The sequence below is a fragment of the Streptomyces sp. CA-250714 genome (assembly GCF_050936705.1).
Lineage (GTDB): Bacteria > Actinomycetota > Actinomycetes > Streptomycetales > Streptomycetaceae > Streptomyces.
This window is the reverse complement of the sequence record NZ_JBNJMI010000003.1, coordinates 31,877-45,325: the sequence shown is the minus strand read 5'-3', so window position 1 is coordinate 45,325 and position 13,449 is coordinate 31,877. Positions and strand designations below refer to the sequence as shown.

The following is a 13,449-nucleotide window of genomic DNA, read 5'->3' as shown; positions in this document are numbered from 1 at the left end:
AGTTCGGGAGGTGTCATGGCCGTGTCTACTTGGAACGGCTTGGCCCTGCGGTGGTCAATGACAAGGCATTTCAGCACCCTGTCGTGGGTGCTCGCCTCGACGTTCACGGGGGTCATGGGCACATGGGTGCTGACCTTGACCATGCCCTGGTTCGTCTTCGCCACGACCGGTAGTACGAGTCACGCGGGGATGGTTGTCTTCGCGGAGCTGGCGCCGGCTGTTGCGGCGCGGTTCCTGGCCGGTCCGGTGGTGGACCGTGTGGGGTTGCGGCGGACGTCGGTGATCACTTCCGTGGTCGAGACGGTCTGCGTCGTGGTGATCGCTGTGCTTATCTGCATGGACAGGCTGCCCTTTCCGCTGCTGCTGGCGCTGCTGGCGCTGATGGGTGCTGCGGGCGGTGCGGGCACTCTGGCGAAGGGCTTTCTGGCTCCGTCGGCGGCGCGCTACGTCGGTGTCGCCGAGGGCCGCGGTATCAGCCTGAGTTCGTCGATGATGACCGCGGGTCAGGTGTTCGGTCCTTCGCTCGGTGCGCTTCTGGCGCCGGTGCCCGTGGTTGGCCTGGTTGTGGTGGCCGCGTTGTTCACCGCGAGCGCGTTGATCATCGGTCTGGCGCTGCCGCACGGTATGGAGCCGGGCCATGTGCAGACGGACCCGAGCGAGGAGAAACTCGGGTACTGGCGGAGTCTCGGTGAGGGGATCAACTACTTCCGCAAGGACGGCTTGCTCGTCAGGCTGCACGTGATGCTGGCCTTCATGGGCTTTCTCGTCGCGCCGATGAACGGTGTGTTCCTGCCCCTGTGGGCCAAGGAGACCGACGCGGGTCCGGGGGTGATCGGAGCGCTCGTCAGCATGGCGGCGTTCGCGGGTTTCGTGGGGAGCCTCGTTGCCGTACCGGTGATCGAGCGTGTGCGGCCCACGGTGCTCCTGGCGGCGGGGTATCTGCTGATCATTCCGCAGCTGCTCGTGCTGGCTCTGGGTGCGCCGGTGTGGCTCGTCATGGTGTCCTGGGTCGTGGCCGGGTTCGCGGGGGCGTTCCCCTATTCGGTGGTAGGGAAGATCATGTACTTGTGGCCTCCGGAGGAGTTCCGGAGCCGGACGAGGGCCCTCGGTGGTTCGGTTTCGAAGCTGGGGGCGTCCCTCGGCGGCCTCGCCGCCGGGTTCGTCGTGGACCACTTCGGGCTGACGGTGCCGCTGATTGCGGCTGCGGTGCTGTACTTCCTGGTAACCCAGAGCACGGTGTTCCGGAAGGACATGAGGGGGCTCACCCCGGAGATCCGGGAGGACCGTCCGAAGCAGGTCGCTCTGGTGAAGTAGTCCATACGTTGAGTGTCACGCTGTTGCCTCCTTCGGTGGGCAACGGCTGACTGGCTGGTGTTCGGCCTCGGCGCCACAGGGCGTCCGGGGCCTGTTTTTTTGTGTGCGGGCGCGTGCGGTGATTCCGTTGACGGTCTTCCGAGGCCGGGGCAGGCAGAGGGCGGCGTTCGGGCTGAATCCGAGCCGCTCTGCGGCTGCGGTGTTCCCGGCGCTTCGTGCCGGTGCCGCAGATCCCAAATCCACGTGAAATCCCGTGGGTGCGACGGGTCCCGACGTCCCACCGGGGGTGTCCCGGCACAGGAGCTTGACAGATGCCGGAGGCACCGGGGCTTGCTTCGCCGCACCCCGGTACCTCCGGCATCTGTCCGAGCCCCCCTGCCGGGACACCCCCGGTGGGGCACCGTGGAACCAGTGACGGGTCAATTCGTCATGGGTTCCCGGGCTCCTTATGGAGCTTGGGAGGTTCAGCCGTGGCTTGGAACGGCTTGGCCCTGCGTATGTCGTACGCAAGGCACTTTAGTCCCGTGGCATGGGCGCAAGGCGCAACCTTCGCAGGAGGTTTGGCCGAGTGGTCGATCATGCTCATCGTGCCGATGTTCGTCTTCTCAGTGACTGACGACCCGTTCATGAGCGGCGCGACAGGCGGTGCGTTGCTGGGCGCCGCATTTGTTGTCCGCTTTCTTCTCGGCCCGGTGATCAACCAGATCGGGGCGCGACGGACCGAGTGGGTTGCCGCGGCGGTCCAAACGGTCTGCGCGGTGGGGATCGCCGTGCTCGTCGGTATGGACGAGCCCCCCATCCTGGTGCTGATCGGAGCCATGGCTGTGCTGGGAGGTGCGGGCGGCGCGAACACCCTCGCCAAGGACACCATCTCGCCGAAGGCGGCGATGTACGTCGGGCTCACGCCTCAGCGAGGGTTCGCTTTCAATTCCGCGGCGATCATCACGAGTCAGGCTTTCGGACCTACGCTCGGTGCGTTTGCGTCGTCGTACGTCCTGGTGGGCGTGATCGGGGCTGCGGCCCTGCTCAAGGTGAACGCTCTCATCGCCGGTTTCGCCCTGCCGCGCGACATGGAGACTCCTGTTCCGGCAGAGCCGGGCGGGTACTGGAAGAGCCTCGGCAGCGGCGTCGCCTACGTCTGGAAGAACCGCACGCTCCGCAGGGTGAACGGAATGCTGTTCGTCGTCGAGGGGCTGATTGCTCCGTTGAACGGAGTGGCCTTGCCCATGTGGGCCAAGGAGACCGGTGCCAGCATGGGGGCGGTCGCGACGATCGTCAGCGCGTCCGCGTTCGCGGGCATCGCGGGAGCCCTGCTGGCGATGCGTTTGGGCGAGCGGGTGCAGCCCTGGAAGATTCTGACGGTGGCGTACGTCGCCATCGTGGCTCAGCTGGCCGTGCTGGGCTTGGGTGCGCTGGGCGTCGTCGTGCCGGTCTGGCAGGTCGCCGTGGTTTGGATCCTTGCCGGTATCTCTGGGTCGGCCCCGTACGCGCAGCTCCAGGCGATCAACGGCCTGTTGCCTCCGAAGGAGCTCCAGGCCCGAACGATGGCCGTCAGCGGTTCCATTGGCAGGTCGGGGAGTTCGGTGGGCAACTTCGTTGTTGGAGCGAGCCTGGCCCAGTTCGGGCTGTGGGCGATGCTTGCAGGCGCGGTTCTGTTGTTCGTGGTGACTCAGAGCACCGCGTGGTGCCAGCGGGTCCGGGCGCTTCCCGTGGGGGTCCGGCATCAGGAGAAGGGCACCCCGGCGGTGGCCACGGCGTGATGTTTCGTCCGCTGCCCGCTTCGGTGAGCAGTGGCGGACTGGTTGGTGGCCTCGGCGCTCCAGGGCGGCAGCCGGGGCCTGTTGTGGTTGTGCGGCGTGTGCAGCGGGTTCGAAGGCGCCACCGAACACCGCTGCCGCCGCCCGCCGCCGGGGTAACCGGCGGCCTGCTCCCGTCCCGCCGCGCAGGGCCGCGGGCTGCCCCACCCACTCACCCACCCGCCCTGACCTCCTTACCGTAGTCATCTTGCCCACCGTTGTTGGGCGTTGGCATTGCCGGATCACATGCGTGACCGGTAACGCCAACGCCCAAAGGACAAAGGAAACCGGCCCTTGGCCGGACGGCTCAACGAGTTGAGCCGTCCGGCCAAGGGCCGGTTAAATGCAATCCAGTCACACCTCTTGCTATTCCCTTGCGCCAAGCTCCCTAGATCGGGTGAACTGATCCCATGCAGCTCCCAGGTGACCCCTCGATGCCGCGGCTACCACAGGTACCGCGGGTCGATGGGCGCTCCGCATTCCGGTCCCGTGGGGGTTGCCGATGATCACGCTGCACCCGCTCTCAGCAGGCTCCGGCATCGACTACCTCACGCGTACCGTCTGCGGTGATGACGTTGAGGTCGGCCAGCAGGGAGTGACCGCGCACTGGGCCGAGGGCGGAGACACCCCGGGCGAGTGGATGGGAGCTGAGGCGGCGGCGCTCGGACTGTCGGGGACGGTCACTCAGGAGGCCGCCGACGCGGTGTTCAAGGACGCCGTGGACCCTGTCAGTGGTCAGCGGATGGGCCGCGCGTGGCCTCGCTATACGCCCGCCGACGAGCTGTACGCGAAGTACCTGGCGGCGGAGCCAGAGGCGTCCGAAGCCCGCCGTAAGCAGCTGCAGGCCAAGGCCGACAAGGAGGGGAACCGCACGGCCCGGGCGGGCTGGGAGATGGTGTTCTCGCCCGTCAAAAGCTTCTCCGTGCTGTGGGCCACGGCCGACGACGAGCAGCGCGCACGGCTGGAAGCAGTCGAGCGCGCGGCGTTCGAGAAGGTCTTCGCGCGCATCGAGAAGGAGGCGTGCTGGACGCGGGTGGGACCGACCGCGGCAGCGCAGGTTCAGGTGCCCGGACGGGGGTTCATCGGGGCTGTCTTCACCCATCGCAGCTCCCGCGCCGGCGATCCGGATTTCCATCGGCATCTGGAGATCAGCTCGAAGGTTCGCACCGAGGACGGGCGCTGGCTGGCGCTGGACGCACGGCCGTTGCATGCCCGTCTGGTGGAGTTCTCCGAGCAGTACACCGCCGAGCTGGAGCGGGAGATGGTGGCCGAGTTCGGTGTCCTGGCGAGGACCCGGCAGAACTCGGTGCGTCCCGCCCGCCGGCCGGTTCGGGAGTTCCTCGGGGTGGATGACGAGGTGGTCCGGGGCTTCTCGCAACGCCGTCGTACCACCGAGGCCGCACTGGCCTCCATGACGCGTGACTTCAGGGTTCGGGAGGGGCGTGAGCCGTCCCGTGCGGAGGAGTACAAGCTGGCTCAGGCCGCCACGTTGACAGCCCGTCCGGACAAGCAGCCGACCACCGTCGAGGAGGAGCGCAGCAGGTGGATCGAGCAGGCCCGGAAGATGGGGATTGCGCACCCTGAAGCACTGCTGCAGCACGCGATTGAGGTATCCCGGAAGCATGCGGACACCACCGCGGAGGCGGATGTTCCGCTGACCGAGATACCCGTGCGGGCGCTGCGCATTCTGGAGGGACAGCGCGCGCAGTGGACCCGTTCCAACGCGGCTGCCGAGGTCTACCGGCAGCTCGTGGAGTCGGGATGGCATGTGCGGCTGGACGACGCCGCGTTTGCCGAAACGGTGGAGCGGGCCACGGACGCACTGCTCGATCCGGACCTGTGTGAGCGGCTGGACGCGCCGGACGCAGTGGCGCTTCCGGAGCGCTTCCGCCGGGCCGACGGAGCCTCCCTCTTCGAGTCGGTCGCCACCGGGCAGCTGTTCACCTCGCACGGAATCCTGGCCGCCGAACGGGAGCTGGTGGAGGCCGCGACCCGGCCGGCTCCGGTGCGGGTTCTGAGTACTGAGCAGGTCGACGCGGCCATCGCCGCGGGGGACGAGGAGCGCGGGTTCACTCCCAGCACGGAGCAGCGTCAGGTCGTGCGGAACCTGCTGGGTTCGGACGTACGGGTGGGCGCTGTCATCGGTCCTGCGGGCACTGGGAAGACCACCATCATGCGGCTGGTGCGGGAGGCCGCGGACGCACACGGGCTCCCCGTACTGGGCCTGGCGGGCGGTCAGGTGCAGGCCGACAACCTCGCGGAGGAAGCCGGAATCCGCGCGGAGAACATTGCCCGCTGGCGCTACATGAGCGAGCGGAACGGCGGTTCTCAATGGTCTCTGCGCCCCGGCCAGATCGTCATCGTCGACGAGGCGGGCCAGGCATCCACACCTGACCTGCGCGCGCTGGCGGAGCAGGTCGAGGCGGTCGGTGGACGGCTGCTGTTGGTGGGCGATCCGCGCCAGCTGGGCTCCCCGGGAGTGGGGGGCGCGCTGGCTCTGATCGAGGCCGACGCGGGTGCGCAGTATCTGTCCGAGGTGCGCCGGTTCCGGGACGCCGACAAGACGATCCGCCGCTGGGAGGTCGAGGCTGCGGCGGCGGTCTCACGCGGCGATGCGGATGCTTCGTTCGACGCCTATGCGCAGCGCGGCCGGATTGCGCACGGCAGTGCCGACGCCATGCTGGATGCCGTCTACACCGCCTGGCAGCGGGACACCGCAGACGGCATGAACTCGGTGATGATCGCCTCCAGCAACGCGCTTGTTGCGCAGTTGAACGAGCGTGCACGCAGCGACCTGGCGGCCCGTGGTGAGGTCGACACCGGCGTCGAGGCCGAGCTGGGAGACGGCAACCGGGCGGGGGCCGGAGACCGGGTCGTCACGCGCGCCAACGACCGCCGACTGCGCACTCATGACGGCCGGCAGTGGGTGCGCAACGGTGACACCTGGACGGTGGAAGCCGTCGAGGACGACGGCGGTATCACTGCCGTACACGATCGCACCGGCCGCCGTGTCACGCTGCCCGCCACGTATGTCGGTGAGGCGGTGGAGCTCGGTTACGCAGTCACCAAGGACCGCGCCCAGGGCCTGACTGTCGACACCGGTCATGCCCTGTTCGACAGCTCCATGGACCGCAACGGTGCCTACCCGGCACTGACCCGGGGCCGCCTGGCCAACTACGCCTACCTGGTCACCGTCAAGCCGAGTGACCCGGAGACCGGCGAGCCCGGTGAGCGGCTGACCGACCGCCAGGTCTGGCAGGCTGTGCTGCGCCGTGACGGCACCCAGCAGTCGGCCACCATGACTGCGCGCCGCAGCGAGGAAGCGGCCCGCTCGGTACGCACTCACACGGCCCGGCTGGCGTTTGTCCTCGACCAGATCGCCGACGACCGGGCCCGCCGCGCAGTGGTCGCTCTTCTCGGTCAGGACGCAGCTGAGCAGTTGGTCTCGGCACCCGCATGGCCCGCGCTGCGTGCGCAGCTGGGGCGGCTGGCCGATGACGGAATCGACACCGACCGGCTGCTCGAGACGACCTGGAACCAGCGGGACTTCCTCGACGGCGACGGCAACCCGGTGCGGGACATCGCCGCCGTCGTACACGCGCGCAACGCCCGTGCCGTCGACATCGACGAGGGGTCCCCCGAGGACTTCCGGCGTGCGCAGGACGCGCCTCGTCCGGCCACGGCGCCCCAGCTGCTGACTGCTGTTCCGGCACCGAGCGCCGACCCGCTGACGGCGCTCGGGCTGCTGCTGCCGGAGGCCGAGCCGGGCGACGATGCGCACACCGTCCAGGCGGCCGAGGCCCTGGCTGCCGCTGCGCGGGAGCGTGCCGCACAGCTGGGTGAAGCCGCCCAGCTCGACGCCGAGGCGGGCCAGGGATGGGCTGCCGTCTACGGCCCTCGGCCCGCCGATGCGCAGGACGCGGCGGTCTGGCAGGAGCGGCTCACCGCGGCGGCGGTCTACCGCGATCTGGCCGGCCACGACGGGCCCACCCCCACCGGGCCGGCCCCCTCCGCCGAGGGCATCGATGCGGTTCTGCGCGGCGTGTGGCGCGCCGCGCAGCCTCTCGGTGACCCCGCCCGGACGGCGGACGAACTGGCTGCCGAGGCGCCTGCCTGGCTCGTCGCACTCGGCCCCCGGCCGGGCGCTGATGAGGCGGCGCGGAAGCTGTGGGACCGGGCCGCGCTGGCGACGTACACGTACCGCAGGCTGTGGGAGTTCGGGCACGAGACTGTCGCGCTGGGGGAGCGGCCCGCCGATCCGGTGGCTGCCGCCGACTACGACGCGGCCAGTGCCGCGGTCGGCGCCTGGCGGGCCGGCTCGGGCACCGAACTGCCGGGCACGCGGCTGGGCGAGATGGACGGCGACGCGCTGCGCCGGACGGACTGGCGCGGGCGCAGCAGCGCGGACCGCGTCCAGCGGGTGGAGGAGGCGCTGGCCGTTCTGCAGCGTGCGGAGGCCGCTCGGGACGCCGCCCGGCAGGCCGCGCAGGACGCCACCAACCGCGCCCATGCTCTGCGCAACGCCCGCACGCCTGAACGTGCGGAACGTGCCCGGGAACTGACCGAGCAGGCCGCCGAGGCGAACGAGACGGCCGCCGCCCAGGAGCGGCTGATCGCCGAGGCCCGCGAGACCCTCAGCGAGCTCGCTCCCGGTGTGCTCGAGGACCGTGAGCGGGTCCGGCGTGGCTCGGATGCCCGGCGGGAACTGGCCCGCCGCACCCTGCGGGGCACCCCGGACGAGGAGCCGGCCGCCGGCACAGCCAAGGAGGTTCCGGCCTGGCAGGAGAGGCCTCATGGCAGGCTCACCGACGCGCAGTTGCGGGAGGCGCACCGTCGGGCGCTGGAGGCCGCAAGGGCTGCCGACAGCACTGCCGGTGAGCAGGAGGGGCGTGCTCAGCGGCTGACCGCTGAAGCGGTTCCCGGCGGCCGGATCGAGCAGCGGATCAGCTCCCAGGCGGCGCGGGTCGAGGCCATCCACCAGTGGCGCACCGCCAAGCAACAGGCCGAGACCGTGCGCCGGCAGGCCGGGGAGAACTCCGCTCAACGCCGGGAGTCGGCCGCGCGGCTGGCGGCCACCCACCGGATGGGCATGCCCGCCGTGCGCGGTGCGGAGCGGCGTGCATTGGAGGAGCATCTGCGCCGTCTGGAGGAGCAGGCAGCGCGGCTCGCCGAGGAGCTCGCGCAGGCCGAACAGCACCGCGATCAGGCCGCTGTCACCGCCGGGGATCCCGCCCGGCAGGAGCAGGTCCTGGCCGACTGGCAGGAGGCCGGGGGCGATTTCGACGCGGTCCTCGCCCGTGCACGTACCACTGCGGGGGAGGACGCGGAGGCCGCCGCCGCCGAGGCCCGGCGCATGCGCGAGCGCTCCCGTCAGCTCCGCGAGACGGCTGCCGCGCTCCGCCGTGAAGGGAGCGTGCGCGCCACCCTGCCGGACGACCGGCGCGCTGCCGAACAGGCCGCCCGTGCGCAGCAGTCCCGGCCGCCGCAGCAGCGTCCCGCTCCGCCCGCCGTACCTCAGCAGCGCCCGGATCCCTCTCGCCGGGACGGGCCGCGCCGTGCGACGTGACCGCTGTCCCCGGCGGCCCCGGCGGAAGGCGCAGGGGAGTTATCCGCGCTGCCGGCGGCCGTCGGTGAGCTGACCGGTCACGGTGCGGAAGCGCCGTTCGCCCGGCTCCCAGGTGGCCGCGCTGCCCGGCGCTTCCAGTGTCCGGGCCGCCGCTGCCAGCACCGCCCGGTGCAGCGGAGCGGGGAGGGCGAAGTCGTCCACCAGGTGGGCCCATTCGCAGGGCCGGCACACGATCCGCCAGTGGTCCGGGGAGGTCCGGGTCACCGACGCCACGGCGATGTCCGGCGGCCTCATGTGGGTGTCACACATGTGGCAGAACCACGGCCACCGGGGCACGGTGATCCACTGCCGGCCGCCTCCGGGTGCCGGACGGCCGAAGACGGTGTCCAGCGCCCCGGCGAGCTCCTCCTCGCTCACCGCCCGCTCCGAAGGCACGTCCGGAACCGCTGGTGAGGGCGCGTCCGGAACTGCCGGTGAGGGGGCGGCGGGCCGGGCGGTGACAGCGGGAGCAGGTTCCCCGGCGGCCCGCTCCTGCCGTACGGTCCGCCGCGCGGTCCGCTCCCGTTCGGGGGCCGCGGGCGGGGGTGTCACCGTGATGCCGGCGCCGGTGAGCATGCCCAGATCCAGGGCCCATTCGCGGGCCGAGCGCTCGCGCCAGAGCGCGAACGCGGCCCGCACATGGCTTTCCGCCGCGGCTGCCGAAAGCCCGGTGACGGACCGCAGATGGGCCAGGGCCGCGCTCCGCCTGCCGTTGACCTCGGCCAGCCCGAAGTGGGTGACGGTGTGGCAGTCGGTGCACAGGCACACCAGCCGCCGCAGCCGCTGCACCCCGCTCTCCTCGTCGTACTCCCAGCGCTCGTGCGCCTCCAGCCACCGCCGTGCCGTACGGTCCTCGCCCCGCCCGCACGCCTCGCACCGCCGGCCCGCCCGCCCGTTGATCATGCGCCGCAGCCGTTCCCAGTCGCGGGGGGCCACGCACGAGCGGACGTTGGTGAACCAGCACGAGGACGGTACGAGGTCCACGAACAATCCGGACCCGAACGCCCGGTCCTCGCCCGGGAGGAGGGCGGGTATGTCCGGCAGCGCCGCCCACCGTTCCAGGCCCGGCATCCCCTGCCGGGGGGCGAACCAGCGTCTGGCGGCCGGGTCCCAGCGGGCTCCCTGAGCCTTGGCCTCGTCCTTCTCCGCGAAGGGCACGTCCAGCCAGACGCGGGCCATCTGCACCACTCCTCGGCGCCGGTCCGTCAGGTGAGGTCCAGGGTGACGCGCAGGGCGGCGGAGATCCGGTCCATGGCCTCGGTTTCGACGGTGCCGAGGAACTCGCCGGCCCGCAGCCGCTTGTCGGTCAGCGCGGTGAGGTCGACGGCGACGGCGGCGCCGCGCACCGGGCGGGCCAGCGGGATGGTGACGACGGTGTCCGGGGCGCCCTCGGTCTCGTCGATCATCATGCACACGGCGGTGCCGGGCAGCGCTTCGAGGGCGGCGTCCGATTCGACGATGACCACGGCCCGGCTCTTGGCGGCCAGCTGGACGCGCCAGACCTGTCCGCGGGCGAGGGGCGTCACGCGACGTCTTCGCCGAAGATGTCGGCGAGTTCCTCGGTGTCGAGCGCGGCCCGCTCGCGCCAGGCCCGTACGGCGGGGGCCGCGTCGCGCAGTTGCTGGGCCCGGAGCGCATGCTCGATGTAGGCCGACAGATTGCCGCCGGAGGCGGCGCGGGCGTGGGCGACGAGATCGGCCGGCAGGCTGACCGTGGTGCGCGTACGTGTGGTCATACGGTCGAGCATACTCATGTGTGACACCGTTAGCGCGAGCAGTCCGCCGAAGGCTCTGTGGACTCCGGATAAAGCTTTCCGTGTCCGTCGTCCAGAAGGGTCCGAAACCAGTACCGAAAGATCTATTACGAAACCGAAGATTCCGGACGCTACGGCTGTCACCCCGGTGCTGGCCGCACGGCCCGAGACCTACGACGCCGCCACCCGCGCCGCCCTCGAGCACATCGACGGGCAGGCGGTGCGTGCCGTCGCCGACGGCCGCCCCGAGCGCACCCGCCGGGGCTACGCGCAGGACTGGACGAGCTGGAGCAGGTTCTGCGCGGCCAGTGGTGTCCCCCTGCTCGCCGTCACCTCCGGAACCCTGGTGATGTTCGTGGAGTGGCTGTGGGAGCAGCCGGGGCAAGCGGGCACCGCACAGCTCCCTCGACCAGCCCTCCCCCTTCCGAGGGGCTACTCGGCAGGCAGGGCCTCCCGCATCGCCTTCGCCGTGGCAGTCGGGTCGTAGTCCTCAGGGACGCCTTCAACCAGGATGATGTCGCCCTCAATGTGCCGTGAGCGCAGCGGTGCGATCTCCTGGTATGCGGGGGAGTCCCACCAGGCCCGTGCCTCGGCGATCCCGGGGAAGCCGATCACCACGACGTGCCCGGGCCAGGTCCCCTCCGTCACCTCGTGCTGGGCCCCGTGCACGAGGAAGCGACCGCCGTACGGCTCGAAGGTGGCGGTGATGCGCTCGATGTACTCAGCGATCTCCGGGTGCGGGGTGGCTTCCCGCAGGTGAGCTATGGCGTAGGCGGGCATGGCGTCCTTCCGGCCGGTCGGGCTCCGTACGCCGCCGATCATGGCATGCGGACGCGCCGGGGGCGATGAGCTGGCAGGTAAGTGGCCCCGGTCCGCAGCACGGACCTGCCCCTGGTTGAGCCAGCAACCAAGTGGGGATGGCGAGCAGGCGTGGCCGTTTTCAACCGCAGACGGTCCTCCTCCGGACCCTCGGACCGCAGTTCCGGATCGAAGAGCGGCTCGGCCCCAAGGCGACCAGGGCCCGACAAATCTGGTTTGCGCTCGCCGGGCGCTCGCTGCTGGCCAAGGCATGCCGCATGCTGCGGGGTGCCGGGGATGAGGAGTCGGCTGCCGCCCCGCCTGCGCAGGCCCCGCCGTGGCAGGAGCGGCTCCATGGGCGGCTGTCCGACGCCCAGTTGCGGGAGGCGAACCGGCGTGCGCTGGAGGGGGCGAAGGCTGCCGACAGCGCCGCCGAGGAGCAGCATGCGCGCGCCCAGAAGTTGCGGGCGGAAGCGGTTCCCGGCGGGCTGGATCGAGCAGCGGGTCGGTGCCCAGGCGGCGCGGGTCGAGGCCATCCGCCAGTGGCGCTCCGCCCGGCAGCAGGCCGAGGCCGTGCGTCGTCAGGTCGAGCAGAATGCCGTCGAGCAGCGTGATTCGGCCGCGCAGTTGGGGGCTGGCGGACGCTGGGCGCGGAGTGCCCAGCAGCGGGCTGTGCAGGAACAGTTGCACCACCTTGAGGAGCAGGCCGCCCATCTCGCCGAGGAGCTGACGGCAGCCGAACGGCTCGGGACCAGGCCGCGGTCACCGCCGGGGATCCGGCTCGCCACGATGAGGTGCTGGCCCGCCGGCAGGAGTCCGGCGGCGATACGGAGACGGTCCTGGCCCGCGCGCGTACGTCCGCCGAGGAGGACGCCCAGGCCGCCACCGCCGAGGCCCGGCAGATGCGCGAACGCGCCGAGCAACTGCGCGACACGGCCATCGAACTGCGCCGCGAAGCGGGTATCCGCGCCACCCTCCCGGACGCCCGCCGGGCCGCCGAACATGCGGCCCGGGCCCCCAGTCCGAGCGGCCCCAGCCGCCCTCGGTTCCGCCGGTGGTGCCGCCGCAGCGTGATGGTTCCTCGCGGGGGCCGCGGCGGGGATGTGACCCCGGAGGCGGCGGCGTGCGTACGTCGAAAGGCGGCGGCGGTCTGCGGGGGGTCGGGTCGGTCGTTGGTGTCGGGGCCGGTGGCTTGCGTGGAGTTGGGCGCTACTGGACCTGGCTCCGACCAGTGGCGTTGGAACGCTCCCGGAATTCGCCAGGTCGGGGAGAGGGGCCGTCGTCAGCGTTGCCGCCTTCGAGGCACAGTGCGCCGTCTATGACGGCGGTCCGGAAGGGGTCCCGCTCGGCGGCGGTGTACCGCGGAGGCTCCTGTGCTCAGGGTTCTTGGGGTCGCGTACGACGGTGCGGTCGGGCCAGGTGTCCTGAGTATCGGACAGGAATGTTGCAGGGGAGGAGCAGGAAGCGGCGGTGAAGGTGAGGTCGGTGTCGTCTCCGTCGCGGTGGATCTGGTGCTGCCACGTATTGAGGGTGTCCGCAGGGGCCCGGGGGTGAAAGAAGCTGTGCGGTGGGGGTGTCCCGTCTCGAGGGTGGGGCTTGTCCTCGACGGCGTTCTGATAGACCACGGCGGCTGTCAACAGCCCGGTCTCCTCGGCGCCTTCGCGGAGGACGGCTTCTTGGAGTTCTTCGCCTGGTGCGGCTCCTCCCGCGAGGATCCGGGTGTCCCGCGGGGATCCGGGTGCCGGCCTGCGCAGGGCGATGTGGTCGAACACCAGGAGTTCGGGAAAGGCGCGGCCGGAACACGCATGCGGCGAGGTGGATTCCGGGTCCGGTCGTTCCTGCCTTTGCCCCCGGGGCCGCGGGTGGGGGCGCGTGCGTCGGAATCGGGGCTCTTTTCACCGGGCACAGCCCCGGTCGGTGGCCGGACGCCTCCTCCCGGCTCGGCGGCCCACAATCAGATCGTCATCGCCCTGCATGGGGCTGGGCCATGCACTCCAAGTGCTCGCCGGATACCTCAATGTGGCCGATCACGGAAGGACAACTCCCTTACCGGAGCGTTGTGACAGAGCTGATACCAATTCCGGCTGCTGAGCGCTGTTTTCGAGGCGCCAGTAACTCCCGGGGTCGCTACTGTGGCTCTGGCTGGGAATTTCGGCTTTGTGTGCGAGGAGTTGGCGTGGCCG

Annotated in this window: 10 protein-coding genes; 4 read left to right on the top strand and 6 right to left on the bottom strand. The window is 71.0% G+C overall.

Annotated elements, in window-relative coordinates; translation table 11 throughout:
- Positions 1-87 precede the first annotated feature (87 nt).
- The 3 genes from ACQEU8_RS35855 (at position 88) to mobF (ending at position 8,676) form a co-directional block, all read left to right on the top strand.
- The gene (locus tag ACQEU8_RS35855; protein ID WP_433109052.1) at positions 88-1,314 is read left to right on the top strand and encodes an MFS transporter; all 1,227 of its coding nucleotides are present in this window, start codon (positions 88-90) and stop codon (positions 1,312-1,314) included.
- Positions 1,315-1,838: 524 nt separating this feature from the next.
- A complete protein-coding gene (locus tag ACQEU8_RS35850; protein ID WP_433109050.1) occupies positions 1,839-3,074 on the top strand; it encodes a hypothetical protein in 1,236 nt (411 codons plus the stop codon).
- A 538-nt stretch (positions 3,075-3,612) separates the two neighbouring features.
- Positions 3,613-8,676 carry a MobF family relaxase gene (gene mobF, locus ACQEU8_RS35845; RefSeq protein ID WP_433109048.1) on the top strand — a complete coding sequence of 1,688 codons (5,064 nt, stop codon included), beginning with the start codon at positions 3,613-3,615 and terminating at the stop codon, positions 8,674-8,676.
- Between the two features lie 39 nt (positions 8,677-8,715).
- Here mobF and ACQEU8_RS35840 read toward each other — a convergent pair whose 3' ends face one another.
- From ACQEU8_RS35840 to ACQEU8_RS35830, 3 genes are read right to left on the bottom strand one after another with little or no spacing between them, the layout of a single operon-like run.
- Positions 8,716-9,894, bottom strand: a complete 1,179-nt coding sequence (locus ACQEU8_RS35840; RefSeq protein WP_433109046.1) for a DUF5710 domain-containing protein — start codon at positions 9,892-9,894, stop codon at positions 8,716-8,718.
- A gap of 26 nt (positions 9,895-9,920) precedes the next feature.
- The gene (locus ACQEU8_RS35835) at positions 9,921-10,241 is read right to left on the bottom strand and encodes a type II toxin-antitoxin system PemK/MazF family toxin (RefSeq protein WP_433109044.1); all 321 of its coding nucleotides are present in this window, start codon (positions 10,239-10,241) and stop codon (positions 9,921-9,923) included.
- Positions 10,238-10,450, bottom strand: a complete 213-nt coding sequence (locus ACQEU8_RS35830; RefSeq protein WP_433109042.1) for a type II toxin-antitoxin system CcdA family antitoxin — start codon at positions 10,448-10,450, stop codon at positions 10,238-10,240. The genes ACQEU8_RS35835 and ACQEU8_RS35830 overlap by 4 nt, the downstream gene beginning before the upstream one ends.
- Before the next feature lie 166 nt (positions 10,451-10,616).
- Here ACQEU8_RS35830 and ACQEU8_RS35825 point away from each other — a divergent pair, with 166 nt between their 5' ends.
- Positions 10,617-10,955: a hypothetical protein gene (locus ACQEU8_RS35825; protein WP_433109040.1), complete on the top strand. Its 339-nt coding sequence runs from the start codon at positions 10,617-10,619 to the stop codon at positions 10,953-10,955.
- Here the strand turns inward: ACQEU8_RS35825 and ACQEU8_RS35820 are convergent.
- From ACQEU8_RS35820 to ACQEU8_RS35810, 3 genes are all read right to left on the bottom strand, one after another.
- A complete protein-coding gene (locus tag ACQEU8_RS35820; protein ID WP_433109038.1) occupies positions 10,901-11,248 on the bottom strand; it encodes a DUF1330 domain-containing protein in 348 nt (115 codons plus the stop codon). The genes ACQEU8_RS35825 and ACQEU8_RS35820 overlap by 55 nt on opposite strands.
- Positions 11,249-11,847: 599 nt before the next feature.
- On the bottom strand, positions 11,848-12,270 hold the full coding sequence (locus ACQEU8_RS35815; RefSeq protein ID WP_433109036.1) for a hypothetical protein: 423 nt from the start codon (positions 12,268-12,270) through the stop codon (positions 11,848-11,850).
- Positions 12,271-12,582: 312 nt separating this feature from the next.
- On the bottom strand, positions 12,583-13,038 hold the full coding sequence (locus tag ACQEU8_RS35810; protein ID WP_433109034.1) for an NUDIX domain-containing protein: 456 nt from the start codon (positions 13,036-13,038) through the stop codon (positions 12,583-12,585).
- Positions 13,039-13,449: the final 411 nt, after the last annotated feature.